Consider the following 20,866-nt stretch of genomic DNA (forward strand, 5'->3'; position numbering starts at 1 on the left):
TACCTTCCTGCATAGGGATTTGGCCCAATGCTTAAATGACTATTGGAAAGCGTTTAAAACCAGGAAGATTCCCGTATGACTCTTATAATGTTCTCAGGTACTCAGCCAGGTCACGTGCTTCTTCTTGGGTAAGATTCTGGTTGAGCATGATGGCGTTGTTGTATTCCTTTAGAAGGGCCATGGCAATGGGATCTTCCCTTAACATAACGTCGGGGTTGAGCATCATGTTCATCACCCATTCCGGGCTTCGCCTTTCGTATACACCTGAAAGGGCCGGGCCTATCATCCGCTGATTGGGGAGGTGGCAGGCCGTGCAGATTGCATTGTATTTAGCTTCCCCCCTGGCGGCCATTTCCGCATCGATCTCATCCGGGAAGGTGAGTTCGGTAATTGGGCCGATCCCTTTGTTGTCCATATCTACAGGTACGCCTTCTGATGCGGTTTCTGTGGTTGTCGCGGTCTTGGTCCGGCTCATCTCAAAACCTTCTTTCTTCTCTTCTTTCTTTTCTCCGCAACTCAGGGCAAAAAACCCAAGTATTGCTGCCAGTAGTATTTTTTTCATGCTTCCTCTGTTTTATTCAGTCTAAGATATGAAATTCGGGACGACTTAGATTTCATCAAAAAATTTTAACGCCCTTTTTTCTGTATAGGCGATGTTCTGCGCATCGTAAAACCCAACGTGTCCGCCGTAATCCGGCACCTCCAGGTATAGGAGGCCGTTAGCCTCAGCCTCCCTGTACGGATAGCACTCAGGGCCCAGAAAAGTATCGTTCCTGGCATTGACGAGCAAGGTCTTTACCCTGATATGATCCAGGAACTGCCGCGAACTGCATCGGGCGTAATAATCCAGGGCATCTGCAAAGCCATGTGCCTGGCTGGTATAGATATCGTCAAAATCCTTCAGGGTCTTTATCTGGCTTATTTCACTGTCCGGGAGCCGATCCGGATACATGGGCTGTTTGGCTTTGAGCTTTGCTACCAGGTGTTTTCTGAACCTCTTGGCATAAGGGATGTTCTCCCAGCTCATGAGGGCCCTGAGCGAACTGTGAAGATCCACCGGTGCGGATATCGCGACTATCCCCTTTAACTCTTTCGGAACTTCCCTTCCTTCCCCAGCGTATTTCAGGACCATATTCCCACCGAGGCTAAAGCCTTTGATGTATAATTCCCTGTAATCCTTGGTGTTCAGGATATGATTTATCACGGCTTCCAGGTCTTCCGTAGCTCCTGAATGGTAAGAGCGATAGAGCCGGTTAGGCACCCCGCTGCATCCCCTGAAATTCACCGCACAGCAGTCGTATCCCGCCAGGTTGAAATGTTTGGCACTACCGGTGATATAAGGTCTTTGTCCGTGGCCTTCCAGGCCGTGCAGCAGGATTACCACCTTTTGTGTTCTGCGCCCGGCATAACTCCAGTCCAGATCCATAAAATCCCCATCGGGGAGTTCCAGTCGCTCCCGTTCCTGTTCAAAGTCTGTGATCTTTCTGAAGAGGCCGTAATAGACCGTAGATACATGCCCGTTCCTGAACAGGAGGGGGGGATTGTATTCAGAACTTATTTCCGGCATGGGTGAATGGTCTTATGGATAGGCTTGGAGCAGCTTGCTTTGGGTTTCTATGGCCACCCTGAATTCGGATTTTAACCTCGCCACCAGCTCTTTAACCGGCAGTACGTCCCCGACGGTTGTGACTCCTTGTCCGGCAGACCAAATGGTTTTCCATGCTTTGGCTTCTGTATCCAGTTCCTTCCCAAAATCGACCTTGTGATCTTTTTTCAGGTCTTCATCTGAGATACCTGCTGCTTTCAGACTGGCACTTAGAAAATTTGCATGTACTCCGGAAATAGCGGCCGTGTAGACCACATCACTGGCTCCTGCGTCGATGATCATATCCCTGTAAGCCTCCGGGGCCTGACTTTCAGTAGTATTGATAAATCGAGTTCCCATATAGGCGAGGTCTGCCCCCATCTGCATGGCTGAGGCGATATCCCGGCCGGTGGAAATACAGCCTGAAAGGATGATCGTCTTATCGTAGAACTTCTTGACCTCGGCGATCAGGGACATGGGATTGATAGTTCCCGCGTGGCCTCCGGCCCCTGCAGCGACCAGGATGAGACCGTCTACACCGGCCTCAGCCGCTTTTTCGGCATGTCTTTTTTTGATGATATCGTGGAAGACGAGTCCGCCATAACTGTGTACAGCATCCACCACCTGGGAAACAGCCCCCAGGGAGGTGATGATGATGGGTACCTTATGTTTTATACAGATCTTCAGGTCGGCCTCCAATCTGGGATTGGTAGGATGGACGATGAGGTTTACCCCAAATGGTGCTGCTTTTTTACCGCTTTCCTTTTCATAGGCAGACAGGGCTTCTTTGATCTCTATGAGCCACTGCTCAAAACCTTCGCTTGTACGCTGGTTCAATGCGGGAAAGGTACCGACGATGCCGTTTTTACAGCATTCGATCACAAGAGAAGGGCCGGAGATCAGGAACATCGGGGCCGCTATTGCCGGCAGGGAAAGGGATTTGATAAAGGCAGGTTTTGTATTCATCTGACGGGTTTAAGGGCTAAAAATAGGGATTAATTTTTTTGCAGTCCTCCCGGGGTTCAAAGAAAACAATGGTATTTTTGGAGCCTGATAAAAAAGGAAAGATGACCTATTTCAAGGAATTTGAAGTCCGCTGGAGCGATCTGGATGCCAATCGGCACATGGCCAACAGTGCTTATACAAACTTTATGAGTCATACCCGGATGGCCTTCCTGATGGAGATGGGCTTCGATCACAGGACTTTGGTAAAGCATCACATAGGTCCGGTGGTCTTCTACGAGCACATGTACTACTTCAAAGAGGTCTTCCCCGGTAAGCCCATTAAGGTATCTGTTGAGGTAGCAGGGATGAGTGAAGACGGGATGTTCTTTGAATTCCACCATAACTTCTACACTGCAGATGGAAAGAACGTGGCCCATTGCGAGATGATGGGCGGCTGGATCAGCCTGGAAACCCGGAAACTCATCGGCCTGGAGGGAGAATTGCTGGATAAATTCATGCATTTCGAGCGATCCCCTGATTTCAGGATCCTTACCAAGGAAGACACCCGAAAATTCAGGAAACTACCGAAGGATCTGGCTTAGGCTTCCTGCTCACCAGATACACCCCAAGGCATACCAGAAGGGCTGAGGCTATCTTAACCGGACTCAGCTGATCCTTCCCGCTCAGGACTGCGAACAAGATACCGACCAACGGTTGCACATAGACAAAAGCACTTACGGTAGATGCTTTTAACTGAGTTAGGGCAAAGGCGTTGAAGAGGTAAGTGCAGAAGGTGGTGCCCAACACCACAAAGGCAATTCCCCATAAGGCTTCCCCCGGCAGGGTGCTCCATGAGATCTCCAGGAATTCGGGCAGGGCCAGAGGGGCATTGAGAAAGATCCCGATCAGGAATAGCCATTTCATCAAGGTAAAGGGGTGGTACTTCTCAACCAGCTTCTTGGCCAGGATCAGATACAGGCCAAAGAACAGGGAGTTGACCAGGAAGAGGATGTTTCCCAAAGGGATGTTCGGGGCATCCTGCCGCATTTCCTGCCCGTAAAAGATCAGCCCCAATGCACCTGCCAACCCAATAATGATGCCGATGCCTTTCGTCAACCTGATTCGTTCCGCGATCAAGAATGCTGACAGAACGACCACGATGATGGGCGTAGTCGTTACCAATACGGCACTGTTGATAGGGGTCGACAGGTCGAGACCTTTAAAGAAGGCAAGCATATTGATGGCCATCCCGAAGCAGGAACAGAGGATAAACCGGCCCCAGTCCTTTTTTTCGACCCGTTCTTTCGGCCCCAAAAATGAGATCGCCCAAAAAAGTGCGGTAGCCCCCAGGACACGGATCATGATAAATCCGAAAGGTTTTACATATACGGGCATCACACCTTTGGCTATGGTGTGGTTCAACCCGTAGATCGTGGTTGCCCCGACGGCGGCCAGTAAGGCCAGGGTCCTTTTGTTCAAGGTTGGAGATATTCACGGGCCGCAGCCACTGTATTCCTGGAATTGCCGACAAAGATCTTCCCCGAGACCACAAGGACTGGTCGCTTTAAGAAGGTGTAATGCTCCAGGAGCAGATCCCTGAAATCCGATTCATCAAGGGCCTTTTCCTTGAGATTGCGTTCCTTGTAAAGGCGGGCGCGTTTGCTGAACAAGGCCTCATAACTTCCGGCCAGGTCTTTTAGTTCATGAAGTTGTTCCCGGGTAAGAGGTTCTGTTTTTATATCCTGCAACCTGATTTCTTCGGGGAGGTCGAGTTCTCCCACGATACGTCTGCAGGTGTCACAGGTACTGAGATAAAAAAAAGTGTCTTTCATCCTTCAGGTAATTTAGCTCGAGGAATAAACCCTTTGCAAAGAAACCCAAATATCTGCGAATTCTATACTTTTATAAAAACGAAGTCCATGGAAAAACTCTTCGAGATCACGGAAAGACTGCATGCCATCTACCATAAAATACTTTTGGATACCCCGGAAGAACAACTCTTTGAAATCCCGCCCAATCACAATAATCACCTCTTCTGGAATATCGCCCACGTCCTGGTTACGGAACAATCCCTTTTCTACAGGCTAAGTAATTTAACTCCCCGCCTGGATATGGAACTGATAAAAAAATACAGCAAGGGAACTTTTCCGGAAGGGGGAGTAGCCCCGGAAGATATAAAGTCAGTATCAGAGGCCTTGCCCCTGACCCCCAAATGGGTCAGAGAGGACTATGAAAAAGGAATATTCAAATCTTTTAATCCCTATACCACGAGTACGGGGGTTACACTCAATTCGGTTGAAGAGGCCATCTCCTTCAACCTCGTCCACCTGGGCTTGCATTACGGTACTATTCTCAGTATGAAAAAACAACTGAAGGCTTCTGCCTGAATCACAGCTTCATCCCCGGGGTGATGAATTGCTTGGCTTCCTTAAAGGGAATGGTCAGCTGGATCTGCCCATCGGCATAGGAAGCCACCTCGTATTGGTTGTACAGCAGTAGAATGCCCTTAGGCGTGAGCCCGATATTGGCAGGCAGATAGAAGGAATCCAGTTCAAACATAAATCCCGTACTGTTGATCGGGGCATCGGCTGGGATATTTTCCTGTTTTCTGAAAGCCTCTTCTGCATAGGAACGAAAGGCCAGCAGGTCTCGGAACAATTCCTGGGTATTTATTTTTTCTCCTTTCTGCACATCGAAATTCAGGAAATTCGTGGAGGTGTAGCCATGGGCTCCTCCCGTAAAAAGGTAGGAATCGAGCCTTACAGAGAGAATCCTGTGGTTTTCGAAGGAGACTTCTGCCCTGATCCTGGCCTCCCAGGGGACTGTCTCATCAGGGTAAACGGATTTTAATTCGGTGTACCCCATCGTAAAAGAATTGACCGCCTCGTTGATGTCGGTGACCTCCAGGCTGTCTGAGAAGGTCAGCAATCCTATGATCTCTTCTGTGATCCCCGCGTTTACAGCCCGGCCGATCTTTGTATCCTCAATCACCCTGGGGTATTCGATGGATACCTCCGGACAGTCGTCACAAGGAGCATTGGTATACACAATGGGTTCCATGACAAGGTTGGATTCTTCCTCGCAGGAAATAATTACTAACAAGAGCAAAGGAATAAAAGTAAGCCTGGAGAACTTCATAGGAATTCAATCTGATGTTCGAACAAAACTACATTTTATTCTGAACAGAACCATTCCTGCCGGGACGGATTATGATCAAAAAAAAACCCTTCGTTAATTCCCTGCCAGAACAATACCTTTGTAGCTCTAGACCAAGAACATGAGCAAGAAATCCTTACACTTCAACAGCAAGGCAATACACGGGGGACAGGAGCCTGATGCCGCCTACGGCGCCGTGATGCCTCCCATTTATCAAACTTCCACCTATGCCCAGTCTACTCCGGGCGGGCATAAAGGATACGAATATTCCAGAAGCGCCAACCCCACCAGGACTGCCCTGGAAAAGTCTCTGGCCAGCATAGAGAATGGAGAGTACGGCCTGGCCTTTGCCAGTGGCCTGTCTGCTATCGACGCTGTGATCAAACTGCTTTCTCCCGGGGATGAGGTCGTATCCACGAACGACCTGTACGGGGGCAGTTACCGGCTTTTTAAGAAGGTTTTCGAGAAATACGGGATCACCTTTCACTTTGTCGGGATGACCGATCTGGGGAAGATCGAGGAAAAGATCAATGACAAGACCCGCCTACTTTGGGTAGAGACGCCGACCAACCCCATGATGAACGTGATCGACATCAAAGGGGCGTCAGAGCTGGCTAGAAAACACAAGCTATTGCTGGCTGTTGATAACACCTTTGCCACTCCTTACCTGCAGAGGCCCTTAGATCTGGGTGCAGACATCGTCATGCACTCGGCCACCAAATATCTGGGAGGGCACAGTGATGTGGTAGTAGGAGCCCTTGTGGTACGCGACAAGGAACTGGCCGAGAAGCTTTATTTTATTCAGAATGCAAGTGGGGCTGTATGTGGCCCCATGGACAGTTTCCTGGTGCTGAGGGGGATCAAGACGCTCCACGTGCGCATGCAGCGGCACTGCGAGAACGGGGAAGCCATCGCCCGCTATCTCAGGGAACATCCCGGGATCGAAAAAGTGTACTGGCCTGGATTTGAGGACCATCCCAACCACGAGATCGCAAAGCGACAGATGAGCCATTTCGGAGGGATGATCTCTTTCATCCCCAAAGGCAGTTCTTTTAAAGATGCGGTAAGAATCGTCGAAAAACTGAGGGTCTTCACCCTTGCGGAATCCCTGGGTGGGGTTGAAAGCCTCGCAGGACATCCGGCCAGTATGACACATGCCAGTATCCCTAAAGAAGAACGGGAGAAAAGTGGAGTGGTAGATGCGCTCATCAGGCTTAGTGTAGGAATAGAAGATGTGCGAGATCTCATTGCCGACCTTGAGCAGGCGCTGTCGTGATCATTTTATCAAATACTTAAAAAAAAGGGCAAAAAATTATTCAAATAATATAATTTTGCCGCTATATTATGAATCTAACAACAGCCATTTAATAGAAAAGTCATATGGATGCAAAAATTAAAGCTTTCATGGATGAGGTAACTGCCCGGAATGGTCACGAACCCGAATTCATACAAGCGGTACAGGAAGTAGCAGAAACTGTTATCCCGTATATTGCCCAACACGAGATCTACAGCGGAAAGAATATTCTGCTGCGTATGGTAGAACCGGAACGATTGATCTCCTTCCGGGTAGCCTGGGTGGATGATGACGGGGAGATTCACGTCAACCGGGGGTACAGAATTCAGATGAACTCGGCTATTGGGCCGTACAAAGGCGGTCTCAGGTTCCACCCCACCGTGAATGCGAGTATCCTCAAATTCCTTGCCTTTGAACAGGTCTTTAAGAACAGCCTGACCACCCTTCCCATGGGAGGTGGTAAGGGAGGTTCAGATTTTGATCCCAAAGGGAAATCGGATGATGAGGTGATGAGATTCTGCCATGCCTTTATGACGGAATTGTGCAGGCACATTGGTCCTAACACGGACGTACCTGCAGGGGATATAGGAGTTGGAGCCAGGGAAATTGGATTCCTTTTTGGGATGTATAAAAAGATCAGGAATGAGTTTACGGGGGTGCTCACCGGAAAAGGGCTTTCCTGGGGAGGCTCCAAGATCAGGCCCGAGGCTACGGGTTACGGTACTGTCTATTTCGCTCAGAGCATGTTAAAGACAAGAGGGGAAAGCATTGAGGGTAAGACAGTCGTGATCTCCGGATCCGGGAACGTTGCCCAGTACGCAGCGGAAAAGGTCATCCAGCTCGGCGGAAAGGTTCTTACCCTATCAGATTCAGGTGGCTATGTCTACGATAAGGAAGGTATAGACGAAGAGAAACTGAAATGGGTCATGGACCTGAAGAACAATCGTAGAGGACGTATCTCTGAATACGTCGAAAAATACAAGTCGGCCTCCTATCACAAAGGGAAGACTCCCTGGGAAGTACCTTGCACCATCGCACTTCCCTGTGCAACCCAGAACGAACTGGACGGGGATGGGGCTAAGGCATTGATCAAAAATGGCTGTATTTGTGTAGCTGAAGGAGCGAATATGCCTTCTACCCCGGAGGCTATCCACGCCTTCCACGAGAAGAGGATCCTGTTTGCTCCCGGTAAGGCATCCAATGCCGGAGGGGTAGCAACTTCAGGGTTGGAAATGTCACAGAACTCCCTTAGGATCAGCTGGACAAGGGAAGAAGTAGATGAGCGTTTGAAGGGTATTATGGAGGATATCCATGATTCCTGTATCGAATATGGAAAAGAAGAGGACGGGTATTGCAATTACGTCAAGGGAGCGAACATAGCGGGCTTTGTGAAAGTAGCAGATGCCATGCTCGCTCAGGGGGTGATCTGATATATTCCTGTTCTAAACAAACCGGCCTCCACGGGACTCCGTGGAGGCTTTTTTGTACCTTTACCAGCCAATGAAATTCCCATGCGCGTAACCACCAGGGCCATCGTGCTCTCTTCCATAAAATACGGGGATACCAGCCTGATCGTCAAGATGTTCACAGAAACAGACGGACTCAGGACCTACCTCCTCAAAGGGGTACTCAATTCCAAAAAAGGCAAACTCAAGATCGCTTATTTTCAGCCTTTAACCCAGCTCGAGATCGTGGCGGTGCACAGAAACAAAGGGAGTATGGAGAGGTTGCAGGAAGTACGGGTCACCTATCCCTATGAAACCCTGCACACGGATGTGATCAAGAATTCCCTGGCATTCTTCCTGGCTGAGATGATGAGCAACAGCATACAGGAAGAGGAGCAGAACCAGGCTTTATTCCACTTCCTCGAAGCTGCCTTTCAATGGGTAGACCACAACCGGCAGATCGCTAATTTTCACCTGTACTTTTTGCTCGAATTAACCAAGTATCTGGGCTTTTACCCCGATGTGTCCCCACCCAGGTCGGCCTACTTCGATCTGCAGGACGGGCAGTACTGTGCCCGACCTTCTCTAAACCCGATGATCTCAGATATGGAATTAAGCTGGTTTGAAGCCCTCTTAGGCACAAATTTTGATGCTATGCATACGATCAAAATCGGTAAAAAGGAGAGACAAACGTTGTTGCAAAAAATAGTCCTCTATTTTGAATTACATTTGCACGGCTTTAGAAAACCCCGTTCTCTGGAGGTTTTGAATGAAGTTTTTAACTGAACATGCGCGTATTTTTCAGTATCGTATTTTTCCTGTTGCTTCACTGTGCATTTACACAGGAGATCAGGGTATTGGACGGGGAATCCGGCCAGCCCATTGTCAATGCCCTGCTTTACAATGACAGCAGGTCTAAAACGGTGCTGACCGATCTGGAAGGTCGGTGTGACCTATCGGTCTTTACGCCCTCTGAACGGATAACCATCAGCCATATCGGCTATGAACTCCGGATAACGAATAAAAGTCAGATCCGAAGGCGGAATAATCGGGTGTATCTCTTTCCCAAGACAGAACAATTAGATGAAGTGGTCATGTCTATCTCTAAGTGGGAACAGCAGAAAAAAGATATCCCCCAGAAAATTGAAACGATCAGGGCAGGAGATATTGCCTTCACTAACCCACAGACCGCAGCAGATCTTCTGCTCAACAGCGGGCAGATCTTTGTGCAGAAGAGTCAGCTAGGCGGAGGGAGCCCGATGATCAGGGGTTTCGCCACAAACAGGCTGGTTCTCTCCGTTGACGGGGTCCGCATGAATAACGCCATCTTCCGGGGAGGGAATTTACAGAACGTCATTTCCATTGACCCCTTTACCATCAAAAATACCGAGGTGGTCTTCGGACCGGGATCCGTGATCTACGGGAGCGATGCCATAGGGGGGGTGATGAACTTCTACACCCTTGAGCCACACTTTCCCCGGACCGATACTTTGATAGTCTCGGGAAATGGGAATATGCGATTTGCTTCCGCTAACAGCGAGTTTACCTTACATGGAGATGTGTCTGTCTCCTCCAAACGCTGGTCGTCCCTGAGCAGCGTCACCTATAACCGTTTTGCAGACCTTAGGATGGGCAGCCATGGCCCGGAGAGATATCTCAGGCCAAATTATGTCATCCGGGAGGATGGGACCGATGTTCTGGTGGCAAATAACAAGCCTGAAAAACAGGTGTCCACAGCGTATGACCAGATCAACTTCCTCCAGAAGATATCACACCGACCCGATACAGAGTGGCAATACGACTTTGGGCTCTATTATTCAGAAACTTCTGATTATTCCCGATACGATCGTCTGATCAGGCCAGACCGGGATGGCAGCGGCCTGCGGTCGGCCGAGTGGTATTACGGTCCGCAAAAATGGTTCATGGGTAATTTTCAGGCCTACCACAAGGGGGAGAACAAGTTCTATGACGGCCTAAGGCTCACCACGGCTTACCAGTTCTTTGAAGAGAGCAGAAATGACCGTGATTTTCAGGACCCGGAACTGAACAGGACACGGGAACAGGTAGATGCCTTATCCGTTAACCTGGATTTTGAGAACCGCAGGATAGGTGACCTTAGGCTCTACTATGGAGGAGAATACATCTTTAACTATGTCAATTCTGAAGGGAGTGTATTCAACATCGAAACCCTTGAAGAAGAAAGGGCAGCCTCCCGTTATCCCGATGGTTCTACCTGGCAAACACTCGCGGGATATGTGAATGCAGAATACAAGGCTCTGCCCAACCTCACCCTCCTCTCCGGGCTCAGGTACAGCCATGTATGGATAAACGCCGATTTTGAGACCACTTTCTATCCTTTCCCCTTTACAACAGCAAATCTCGACAACGGAGCTCTTACCGGAAGTCTGGGCCTGAGCTGGTTTCCCGACCAGACACTACAGATTACACTCAACGGGTCTACGGGATTCAGGTCCCCCAATATAGATGACATCGGGAAGGTCTTCGATTCAGAACCTGGGTCTGTGGTCGTTCCCAACCCCGACCTGGAACCAGAATACGCCTATAATGTGGATCTGGGTCTTAAAAAAAATATTAAAGATAAGGCCGTTCTTCGGGCCAATGCCTTTTATACTTATCTGGTCGATGCCCTGGTAAGACGGGATTTTACCTTTAACGGAGAAAGGGAGATCCTCTATAACGGGGAGTTGAGCAACGTGCAGGCAATTCAGAATGCAGCCAAAGCTTTCGTCTATGGCTTCGAATTCGGAGCCCAGGTAAGCCTGAACAGTGAGATGCAGATCACCTCCAACCTGACCATCACAAGGGGTACTGAGGAGGATGACAGCGGATTGGAATCAGCAGCGCGCCACGCCGCACCCACCTTCGGGGATCTCCACTATATCTGGACGACCCCGAGATTCAAGACTGATCTGTTCCTGGTTTATAACGGGGAGATCAGGTATGAGGACCTCGCTCTTACAGAAAGGAGTAAGGATTATATATATGACCTGGACGCCGATGGAAACCCCTATTCCCCTTCCTGGTATACCCTGAACCTGAGGTCTCAGTACAAACTGAGTGATGCGCTTACCTCTTCCCTGACCCTGGAGAATATAACCGACCAGAGATATCGGACCTACTCCTCAGGGATTTCTGCTCCGGGGATCAACCTTATCATCTCGCTGGGATATACTTTTTAAACCCTGGCTTTTACCACTGAACACCGCATTTTTAATTCGATGAATGTTAAAGTCTTCTGCTTGCCTGACTATCAGGCAACTAACCTGCCTTGTTTTATGTAATTCCAGTGTTTATAGGGTTTACGGAAGATATCATTCATAGACATTTAACAAAATTTAACAAATTTTTAGAAGGGTAGAATCGTTCATTGTTGTTGACTAGGTGAACAATAAACCCAAATAAAATTTTAATTCTATGAGACATTTTTTTAAATCGTCAATCTTAGTTTTAGCAACTGTATTTTTAACACAATCCTGCAGCAAGGATGACAATGAAGTGGATATGTCAGGAGAGACCTACAACACCACTTTTAAAATTACCGACGCTCCAATAGACAATGCCAATGTGGAAGGCGTTTTTGTTACACTTGCAGATGTGCGGGTAGATGGCAGGTCGCTGGATGGCTTCAGTCGAACTACGGTAAACCTGGCCGCTTTGGTCAACGGACAGACCGAAACCCTGGGGAGCCTCGACCTGGCAGCGCGGTCTTATTCCAGTCTCGAACTGGTACTCGATTACGACACGGATGCCCAGGGAAATGCACCGGGATGTTATGTAGCCCTGGCCAATGGCGCCAAGGACAAACTGACCGCCCAGTCGGACCGCATTTCCGTATCCGATGCCTTTGAGGTCTTTGGGAGAGCCACGAATGAAGTGGTGCTCGATTTTGACCTGAGGAAGACCATCATGGAAGAGCAGGGAACCCTCGAATCAGACTTTGAGTTTGTCTCCATGTCTGAGCTTTCGGCAGGTATCCGTACTGTAAATGAAGAAAGCACAGGTCGAATCTCCGGTATCGCCAATGATTCCCAGAATACCTCAGACAGGATCGTGGTGTACGCCTATGAAAAAGGCACCTTCGATGCCGAGACCGAGACCAGGGGTCAGGGAGAGAGTGATGTGACCTTTAAGAATGCGGTTACGAGTTCTGTGGTCAATGCAAATAGTGGTTCATACACCCTGAGTTTCCTTGAGGAAGGAGAGTACGAACTGGTCTTCGCATCTTACAACCGCGATGGCGATAAATTCTTTTTCAACGCCCTCCTGGAGGCCGAGTCGACCACAGGACTCAACCTGGGATCCATCAGTGTTACTTCGGCTCTTCAGATCAGTGCGAACGTGACTATCACAGGTACCCGATAATTTCTGTGTAAACCATAGAAAGAAAGGCCCGTTTACGGGCCTTTTTTTGTGGGGCATACCTCCTGATTTAAGACAAAAATCACTAATTTTGCCACCTTTAAATAGGTGAAACAACAGCGATTATGAAATTTCAGGAATACAAAGGACTGGATTTACCCCGAATAGGGGATGAGATACTCCAGCGCTGGAAGGAAAATCGCATTTTTGAAAAAAGTGTTGCCTCCAGGGAGGGAAAACCGGGTTATGTCTTTTACGAAGGCCCACCCTCTGCGAATGGTATGCCCGGTATCCATCACGTGATCTCGAGGACCATAAAAGATATCTTTCCGAGGTACAAGACCATGAAAGGGTATCAGGTGAAACGCAAGGCCGGATGGGATACCCATGGCCTGCCCATTGAACTCGGGGTTGAGAAGGAACTAGGCATCACCAAGGAAGACATAGGCGTCAAGATCAGCATAGAGGAGTATAACGCGGCCTGCAAGAAAGCAGTCATGAGGTACACCGATGCCTGGAATTCCATGACGGAGAAGATCGGCTATTGGGTAGATATGCAGGACCCGTACATCACTTACAAGTCGAAGTACATGGAAACCGTCTGGTGGCTCCTGAAAGAGATCTATGACAAAGGGCTGTTGTACAAGGGGTACACTATACAACCCTATTCTCCTAAGGCCGGGACCGGACTCAGTTCTCACGAGTTGAACCAGCCCGGAACCTATCAGGATATTTCGGATACCACTGTAACTGCCCAGTTCAGGGCCAGGAAGGAAAGTCTTCCCGCTTTTCTCCAGGAGGTGGAAGGCGATATCTTTTTTCTCGCCTGGACGACCACTCCCTGGACGTTGCCTTCGAATACGGCACTTACCGTGGGCCCAAAGATCGATTACGTCCTTGTAAAGACATACAACCAATACACCTTTGAGCCTATCCATGTGATCCTGGCCAAGGCCCTGGTCGGGGAACAATTTAAAGGCCGGTTCTTTGAAGTGACCTCCGAAGATGAATTAGCCGAATACAAGGCAGAAGATAAAAAGATACCGTACCGGGTAGTAAGATCCATGAAGGGGAAAGACCTGCTGGAGGCGAGATATGAGCAGCTGCTTCCCTACGCCCTGCCCTACCAGCATCCGGAAAATGCATTCCGAGTGATCGGAGGGGATTTCGTAACCACCGAAGACGGTACCGGGATCGTTCATACAGCTCCTACTTTTGGTGCAGATGATGCTCTGGTGGCAAAACAGGCTTCCCCTGAAGTGCCGCCCATGCTGGTCCTTGATGAAAGCAAGAACCCCGTACCCCTGGTTGACCTGCAGGGGAAATTCCGCCCGGAAATGAAAGAACTGGGTGGGAAATACGTCAAGAATGAATACTACGAAGATGGCAAGGCCCCTGAAAAGTCAGTAGACGTTGAGATCGCTATCCGACTCAAGGAAGAAAACCGGGCTTTTAAAGTAGAGAAATACCTCCACAGCTATCCCAATTGCTGGAGGACAGACAAACCCATTTTGTATTACCCCCTGGACTCCTGGTTCATCAAGGTCACCGAGATCAAAGACCGGATGTACGAACTCAACCAGACCATCAACTGGAAACCCAAAGCCACCGGTGATGGTCGGTTCGGAAACTGGCTGGCCAATGCAAACGACTGGAACCTTTCGCGATCTCGTTTCTGGGGAATTCCACTGCCCATCTGGAGGACAGAGGATGGAAAGGAAGAGATCATCATTGGTTCTGTGGCCCAGCTGAAAGAGGAGATCGGAAAATCTGTAGCCGCAGGCTATATGAAGGAAGATGTTTTCGCTTCCTTCGAGCCGGGTAATATGGAGGAGGCTAATTACGAGAAGATCGACCTGCACAAGAATGTGGTGGACGACATCATACTGGTTTCCCCGGGTGGGAAGCCAATGCGAAGGGAAACCGACCTGATAGATGTCTGGTTCGACAGTGGCTCCATGCCCTACGCCCAATGGCATTACCCCTTCGAAAACAAGGACCTCATAGACAAGGGGAAAAACTTTCCCGCGGATTTTATCGCGGAAGGGGTAGACCAGACAAGGGGTTGGTTCTACACCCTGCACGCCATCGCCACTATGGTCTTTGATTCGGTGGCCTACCGCAATGTAGTCTCCAACGGACTCGTCCTGGACAAGGACGGAAAGAAGATGTCGAAGAGACTAGGCAATGCCGTTGATCCTCTGGAGGTTGTCGGGGAACACGGCCCCGATGCTACCCGCTGGTACCTTATCTCCAATGCCAATCCATGGGATAACCTGAAATTCGACATGGAAGGTATTCTGGAAGTGAAACGCAAGTTCTTCGGAACACTGTACAATACGTATTCCTTCTTCGCCCTGTATGCCAATATCGATGGCTTTACATACAAGGAGGAAGAGATTCCATTGCAGGAAAGGCCCGAAATTGATCAGTGGATCCTTTCCGAACTGCATTCCCTGATCAGGACTGTGGATGAGGCCTATGCAGATTATGAGCCTACTAAAGCTGCCAGGGCCATATCAGACTATGTACAGGAGAATCTCAGCAACTGGTATGTTCGTTTATGCAGGAGGAGGTTCTGGAAGGGGGATTACCAGCAGGATAAGATCTCCGCTTACCAGACATTGCACACCTGTCTGCGTATTGTAGCCCAGTTATCGGCACCCATTGCGCCCTTTTTTATGGAGCGCCTATATACCGACCTGATGGAAGGGACAGAACTCAAGGGGGAGGAGAGCGTCCATCTATCGAATTTTCCTGCCTTCAACCAGGCTCTGGTAAACGCCGGGCTGGAGAGCAAGATGGCCAAGGCCCAAACTATCTCATCCCTTGTACTTTCTATCCGCCAGAAGGAAAAGATCAAAGTGAGGCAACCCCTTCATAAGGTCATGATCCCGGTACTCGACCAGCAGGAACGGAAAGAGATCGAAGCCGTGGCCGGACTCATCAAATCAGAGGTGAATGTGAAAGAGATAGAATTGCTGGATGATGCTTCCGGGATTCTCGTTAAAAAGATCAAGCCTAATTTTAAGTTACTGGGCCCCAGGTTTGGGAAAGACATGAAAAGGATCGCCCAAAAAGTGGCAGGGTTTTCGCAGGAAGATATCCAGAAAATCGAACGGGAAGGCGAAATATCCATTGAGTTAGAAAATAAAAGTATTAACTTACAGTTAGAGGAAGTAGAGATTTCCTCAGAAGATATCGCCGGATGGCTTGTAGCAAGTTCAGGTGGACTCACAGTGGCGCTCGATGTGACGATTGACGAAGAACTGAGAAAAGAAGGTATCGCCCGGGAACTTGTGAACCGTATCCAGAACCTGAGAAAGGAGTCTGGATTGGAAGTAACAGATAAAATTGACATTAAAGTACTTAAAGACGGTTTTGTAGAAAAAGCGATCGAAAGTAACATTCAGTACATTAAAACAGAGACGCTCACCGCCGATCTTGCATTGGAAGAGCAGTTGGAAACAGGTACGGAGATCGTGTTCGATGAGGTAAATACAAAATTGTTGATCAAAAAACATTGACATTATGGGACAAGATTTAAAAGTTAGGTATTCAGATAAGGAATTGGAAGAATTTCGGGTTCTGATAGAGGAAAAAATAGAGAAAGCAAAAAGCCATCTGGAACTGCTCAGGAGTTCTTATATGAATGACGGAAACAATGGTACGGATGATACATCCCCCACTTTCAAGGCTTTTGAAGAGGGCTCGGAGACCATGAGTAAAGAGGCCAACACCCAATTGGCTATCAGGCAAGAGAAATTTATCCGCGACCTCAGAAACGCCCTGCTGCGCATAGAGAACAAGACCTATGGTATTTGCAGGGTAACCGGAAAACTGATCAACAAAGAACGCTTGAAACTGGTCCCCCATGCTACCCTGAGCATAGAAGCCAAGAACATGCAGAAATAATCAACGCCCCGTCCAGGGGCGTTTTTATATGACCGAGGTGAAGTATTTTACCACCTTTTTACTACTACTCTTATGCCTTGATCAGGCTTGTGGCCAGAAGATCGTGAAAAAAGCCATGCTCTTGCCCCATATCACCTCCATTCAGATCGAAGCGCAACATTTCTCGGAGGTTCAACTGACCACGACCCCGGGTGTTGAATTGCAACTGGAGGCAACCATGGAAGGCGAGTATCAGAAAGATATAGGGATCGAAATGACCGAAGATGGGAACACGCTGACTATCTCAGGGTCATTCCAGCCATTCTTTGAGGCACCGAACGACAAACTGAGCGCTCATAAGGTCGTAGCGGTTTCCTTGCAGGTCCGCGTTCCTGAAGACCAGATCGTAGCTGTCTACGGAACCAATACCAGAGTGATGGCAGGAGGGATCTTTCGCGAACTGGAGATCGTCCTCAGTGACGGTCAATGCTCTTTGGAAAATCCTGAAGGATTTATTAGGGCGACCACCCTTAGCGGAGATATATTTCTTTCAGCCGAAACCGGGGTTGTGAAGGCCGAGTCTAAATACGGGAAGGTAGACATACCTGAGTTACCTGTCGGGAAAAATCGATTTAACCTGGAATCTGTCAGAGGGGATATTTATGTCAGGAAAACGCACTAGAATGATGGAATACCTGAACCCTGGTTTCAGTGCTGCGAAATGTATTAAATATCCCTATTTTTGCCCCTGCACCTCAGAAATATGAATATCAAGAAATCCCTTGTCCTAGTTATTGTGATCCTGTTGGTCGACCAGATCAGCAAAGTATATATCAAAACCCATTTTATGCTTGGGGAATCGGTCGATGTCTTCGACTGGTTCAAGATACTCTTCATCGAGAATGAAGGGGCGGCCTGGGGAACAAAACTCAGCGACCTGCTTCCGATCTCAGACAGTGCGGGCAAGCTGATTCTCACGGTTTTCCGGTTGTTTGCCATCACCGGGATAGGTTACTGGCTTTGGGACAGTATAAAGAAAGGTGCCTCAAGCACCCTGATCACAGCTGTTTCCCTCATCTTCGCAGGGGCGGTCGGCAATATAGTAGACTCTCTTTTCTACGGGATGATCTTTAATGACAGCTACAATACCGTGGCCACCCTGTTCTCTGAGGATCCCTATGGCAAACTGTTCTATGGGAAGGTGGTGGATATGCTGTATTTTCCCCTGATAGACACGGTCTGGCCTGAGTGGGTGCCTTTTGTGGGGGGACAGGACTTCCGATTTTTTGAACCTGTCTTCAATATAGCAGATACCGCGATCAGCACCGGGGTGGGAATCCTGGTTGTCTTCAACAAAAAAGCTTTCGGCAAGAAAAATCCAAATATGGAGGAGATCCCTGAGGAGGGTCAAAATTCATAGATCCTTAGGGGAGTAACACAGTAATTCAAAGGGATATCATGCTTGTCCTTATCTGTGATCTCATCCACTGCCTCAAACTGGCTGAGCCCTATCTTGATGCAGTCCTTCCTGCATTGGGCAAAGAACCTGTCGTAATACCCCTTTCCGTACCCCACCCGATATCCCTGGCGATCAAAAGCCAGTAAAGGAGTAAACACCACATCTATTGCATCCGGTGAAATGGTATCCCCATTTACAGGTTCAGGAATACCCCAGCGGTTGACCTCCAGGATGGTGTCTTCGGTTAATTGTATATGCTGGAGCTCTTGATTCGGACTCATCCTGGGCACAAGGATGTTTTTGTTCTTCTCCCTGAGGTTATCGATGATGAGTCGGGTGTCTAATTCTTTTTTTTCAATGCTGTGAAGAAAAATGTGGAAGGTAGCCAGGTCCCAAAGCGGCAACTTCAAAACATTTTCTGAAATATCTAAACTGGCTTTTGTTAGAGTTGAGGCAGGGGTATTCGCTCTCAGTTCCAGGAAGTGTGTCCGGAGGTCTTTTTTTAGCATCAGGCCGGGAAGTTCAGCGCGGTGGGGAGCAAAAGAACTTTAGTCTTTGGCAGAAACAGTAAAATAGATTTTGAAGAACAGCATCAATATAAGATACATGCCCAGGGTAATAAGGTAATTATCCATTTTAGTTTTGTTACGCTCCTAAAATAGGTAAAAAAAGATTACAAATTCTACAAGCGGTCCAATTTACCCGATGAAATGCACTTTTTTAGTAAAGATTTAACAGGGAAGCGAAAAATTTAAACAGGAGCAGGGTTGAAATGTGATGATTTTCCCCGCAGAAACAGTAGAATTATTTTGAGACCACATCAGGGGGAATAAATCCTCAGGACGTAAGGTTTCAAATGATTTTGCTACATTATCTTTGTGTAAAGCGCCTCCATCTCAACCTCATGCCAGAGTTAACCGTCGAACTTCAGCTCAACACCCTGCCCGGGTCTCCCGGGGTCTACCAGTTCTTTGACAAGGACGGTAAAATGCTGTATGTGGGTAAGGCCAAAAACCTGAAAAAAAGGGTGACTTCCTACTTTACCAAGACGCACGAGAACGGGAAGACCCGTGTGATGGTAAAGAAGATCCGGAACATCAAACACATAGTGGTCCCAACCGAGTCGGACGCCCTGCTGCTGGAGAACAATCTCATCAAGAAATACCAACCCCGCTATAACGTACTGCTGAAGGACGATAAGTCATATCCCTGGATCTGTATTAAAAACGAGCGATTTCCAAGGATCTTTCCCACCCGGAAACTCATCAGGGACGGATCGGAGTACTTTGGCCCGTATACGAGTATGAAAACGGTTAAAACCCTCCTCGACCTGATCAGGAGTGTCTACCCCTTGCGCACTTGTAACTACGATCTTTCCGAAGAGAAAATAACAGCCGGTAAGTACAAGGTTTGCCTCGAATATCATATGGGCAATTGTAAAGGTCCCTGTGAAGGGTTGCAACAGGAAGAGGAATACCGGCAGCAGATAGACGATATCAGGGAGATCATCAAAGGGAATTTTAAGTCGTCCCTGCATTATTTCCGAAAGGAAATGAAATCACTCGCCGCCGATATGCAGTTCGAGGCGGCACAGCAGATCAAGAACAAGATAGAAGTGCTGGAAAATTATCAGGCGAAGTCAACTATTGTCAATCCCAAGATCAACAATGTGGACGTATTTTCTATCATTTCGGATGAGGCTTATGCCTACATAAATTTCCTGCAGCTTTCCCACGGCTCTATCATCCGATCTCACACCATGGAGATCAAAAAGAAACTCCAGGAGACCGATAAAGACCTGCTGCAGCTGGCCATCGTGGAGATCCGCAACCGTTTTCAGTCCCAGTCCCGCGAATTGTATTTGCCCTTTCCTCTGGCTCTTCCGGATGATCTGAAAGTCACGGTCCCCAAACTGGGCGATAAGAAAAAGATACTGGACCTCTCTGAACGCAATGCCAGATTCTTCCGGCAGGAACGCTTTAAGCAGGTAAAGATCACGGATCCCGACCGCCATGTGAACCGTATCATGGCTCAGATGAAAAAGGATCTCAGGCTGCCCGAGGAACCCAGGCATATTGAGTGTTTTGATAATTCGAACATTCAGGGGAGCAACCCGGTTGCCGCCTGCGTGGTTTTCAGGGATGGCAAACCCGCCAAGAAGGAATACCGCCATTTCAATATCAGGACCGTAGAAGGACCAGACGATTTCGCTTCCATGGAAGAAGTGGTATTCCGAAGATACAGGCGGTTGCTGGAAGAAGGTTCCTCTTTGCCCCAGCTCATCGTAATAGACGGGGGCAAGGGTCAGCTCTCCTCCGCCCTCAAGAGCCTGGAAGCTTTGAATCTCAGAGGGAAGATCGCCATCATAGGGATCGCGAAGAGGCTGGAGGAGATCTACTTTCCGGGAGACCCGGTTCCACTCTATCTCGACAAGAAATCGGAAACCCTCAGGATCATACAACAGCTCAGGAACGAGGCACACCGATTCGGGATCACTTTTCACCGGGATAAGCGGAGTAAGAATGCCATCCATTCGGTCCTGGAGGACATACAGGGGATTGGAGACAAGACGGCGGAACAGGTCCTGAAAAAATTCAAATCCGTAAAACGGGTCAAAGAAGCATCCCTTGAAGACCTCAGTGAAGTTGTCGGATACGCCAAGGCCAAGAAAATATATGAAAACTTCCACTAAACCCCTATCTTCATTG

19 protein-coding genes are annotated in these 20,866 nt (G+C 48.5%); 12 read left to right on the forward strand and 7 right to left on the reverse strand.

The features are described from left to right. Positions 1-82: 82 nt before the first annotated feature. From IEV19_RS09045 to IEV19_RS09055, 3 genes are read right to left on the reverse strand one after another with little or no spacing between them, the layout of a single operon-like run. Positions 83-562 (reverse strand): c-type cytochrome, encoded by a 480-nt coding sequence (locus IEV19_RS09045; RefSeq protein ID WP_188370328.1) that lies wholly within the window; start codon positions 560-562, stop codon positions 83-85. A gap of 45 nt (positions 563-607) precedes the next feature. Further along, entirely contained in the window at positions 608-1,567 is a 960-nt protein-coding gene (locus IEV19_RS09050; protein WP_188370329.1) for a YheT family hydrolase, read from the reverse strand. A 12-nt stretch (positions 1,568-1,579) separates the two neighbouring features. Beyond that, on the reverse strand, positions 1,580-2,551 hold the full coding sequence (locus tag IEV19_RS09055) for an NAD(P)H-dependent flavin oxidoreductase (protein ID WP_188370330.1): 972 nt from the start codon (positions 2,549-2,551) through the stop codon (positions 1,580-1,582). 101 nt (positions 2,552-2,652) lie between these two features. On the opposite strand from IEV19_RS09055, the gene IEV19_RS09060 reads away from it, so the two are divergent. Beyond that, positions 2,653-3,132 (forward strand): acyl-CoA thioesterase, encoded by a 480-nt coding sequence (locus IEV19_RS09060; protein WP_229732521.1) that lies wholly within the window; start codon positions 2,653-2,655, stop codon positions 3,130-3,132. Here IEV19_RS09060 and IEV19_RS09065 read toward each other — a convergent pair. Both IEV19_RS09065 and IEV19_RS09070 read right to left on the reverse strand, forming a co-directional pair. Beyond that, positions 3,104-4,009, reverse strand: a complete 906-nt coding sequence (locus tag IEV19_RS09065; protein ID WP_188370332.1) for a DMT family transporter — start codon at positions 4,007-4,009, stop codon at positions 3,104-3,106. The two genes, IEV19_RS09060 and IEV19_RS09065, sit on opposite strands and share 29 nt — an antisense overlap. Continuing rightward, the gene (locus IEV19_RS09070) at positions 4,006-4,362 is read right to left on the reverse strand and encodes an arsenate reductase family protein (RefSeq protein ID WP_188370333.1); all 357 of its coding nucleotides are present in this window, start codon (positions 4,360-4,362) and stop codon (positions 4,006-4,008) included. The genes IEV19_RS09065 and IEV19_RS09070 overlap by 4 nt, the downstream gene beginning before the upstream one ends. Positions 4,363-4,449: 87 nt before the next feature. Between IEV19_RS09070 and IEV19_RS09075 the strand changes: the two genes are divergently transcribed. Next, positions 4,450-4,917: a DinB family protein gene (locus IEV19_RS09075; RefSeq protein ID WP_188370334.1), complete on the forward strand. Its 468-nt coding sequence runs from the start codon at positions 4,450-4,452 to the stop codon at positions 4,915-4,917. Position 4,918: 1 nt separating this feature from the next. Here IEV19_RS09075 and IEV19_RS09080 read toward each other — a convergent pair whose 3' ends face one another. After that, complete coding sequence (locus IEV19_RS09080) at positions 4,919-5,668, reverse strand: DUF3298 and DUF4163 domain-containing protein (protein ID WP_188370335.1); 750 nt, start codon at positions 5,666-5,668, stop codon at positions 4,919-4,921. A 139-nt stretch (positions 5,669-5,807) separates the two neighbouring features. Here IEV19_RS09080 and IEV19_RS09085 point away from each other — a divergent pair, with 139 nt between their 5' ends. The 9 genes from IEV19_RS09085 (at position 5,808) to IEV19_RS09125 (ending at position 18,119) form a co-directional block, all read left to right on the forward strand. After that, the gene (locus IEV19_RS09085) at positions 5,808-6,962 is read left to right on the forward strand and encodes a cystathionine gamma-synthase (RefSeq protein WP_188370336.1); all 1,155 of its coding nucleotides are present in this window, start codon (positions 5,808-5,810) and stop codon (positions 6,960-6,962) included. 104 nt (positions 6,963-7,066) lie between these two features. Continuing rightward, on the forward strand, positions 7,067-8,410 hold the full coding sequence (gdhA, locus tag IEV19_RS09090) for an NADP-specific glutamate dehydrogenase (protein WP_188370337.1): 1,344 nt from the start codon (positions 7,067-7,069) through the stop codon (positions 8,408-8,410). Between the two features lie 81 nt (positions 8,411-8,491). Next, complete coding sequence (gene recO, locus IEV19_RS09095) at positions 8,492-9,211, forward strand: DNA repair protein RecO (protein WP_188370338.1); 720 nt, start codon at positions 8,492-8,494, stop codon at positions 9,209-9,211. 2 nt (positions 9,212-9,213) lie between these two features. Further along, positions 9,214-11,625 carry a TonB-dependent receptor gene (locus tag IEV19_RS09100; RefSeq protein WP_188370339.1) on the forward strand — a complete coding sequence of 804 codons (2,412 nt, stop codon included), beginning with the start codon at positions 9,214-9,216 and terminating at the stop codon, positions 11,623-11,625. A gap of 235 nt (positions 11,626-11,860) precedes the next feature. Beyond that, complete coding sequence (locus tag IEV19_RS09105; protein WP_188370340.1) at positions 11,861-12,808, forward strand: DUF4382 domain-containing protein; 948 nt, start codon at positions 11,861-11,863, stop codon at positions 12,806-12,808. Between the two features lie 122 nt (positions 12,809-12,930). Next, positions 12,931-16,332, forward strand: coding sequence for an isoleucine--tRNA ligase (gene ileS / locus IEV19_RS09110; protein ID WP_188370341.1), 3,402 nt, complete (start codon positions 12,931-12,933; stop codon positions 16,330-16,332). 4 nt (positions 16,333-16,336) lie between these two features. Further along, positions 16,337-16,720, forward strand: a complete 384-nt coding sequence (locus tag IEV19_RS09115) for a TraR/DksA family transcriptional regulator (RefSeq protein WP_188370342.1) — start codon at positions 16,337-16,339, stop codon at positions 16,718-16,720. A gap of 37 nt (positions 16,721-16,757) precedes the next feature. Beyond that, positions 16,758-17,381, forward strand: a complete 624-nt coding sequence (locus IEV19_RS09120) for a DUF4097 family beta strand repeat-containing protein (RefSeq protein ID WP_188370343.1) — start codon at positions 16,758-16,760, stop codon at positions 17,379-17,381. Positions 17,382-17,462: 81 nt separating this feature from the next. After that, positions 17,463-18,119, forward strand: a complete 657-nt coding sequence (locus IEV19_RS09125) for a lipoprotein signal peptidase (protein ID WP_188370344.1) — start codon at positions 17,463-17,465, stop codon at positions 18,117-18,119. On the opposite strand, the gene IEV19_RS09130 is transcribed toward IEV19_RS09125, so the two are convergent. After that, positions 18,107-18,667 (reverse strand): 5-formyltetrahydrofolate cyclo-ligase, encoded by a 561-nt coding sequence (locus IEV19_RS09130; RefSeq protein ID WP_188370345.1) that lies wholly within the window; start codon positions 18,665-18,667, stop codon positions 18,107-18,109. The genes IEV19_RS09125 and IEV19_RS09130 overlap by 13 nt on opposite strands. A 395-nt stretch (positions 18,668-19,062) precedes the next feature. Here IEV19_RS09130 and uvrC point away from each other — a divergent pair, with 395 nt between their 5' ends. After that, positions 19,063-20,850, forward strand: a complete 1,788-nt coding sequence (uvrC, locus tag IEV19_RS09135) for an excinuclease ABC subunit UvrC (protein ID WP_188370346.1) — start codon at positions 19,063-19,065, stop codon at positions 20,848-20,850. The last annotated feature ends 16 nt before the right edge of the window (positions 20,851-20,866 follow it).

The sequence above is a fragment of the Muriicola marianensis genome (assembly GCF_014638095.1).
GTDB classification, from domain to species: domain Bacteria; phylum Bacteroidota; class Bacteroidia; order Flavobacteriales; family Flavobacteriaceae; genus Muriicola; species Muriicola marianensis.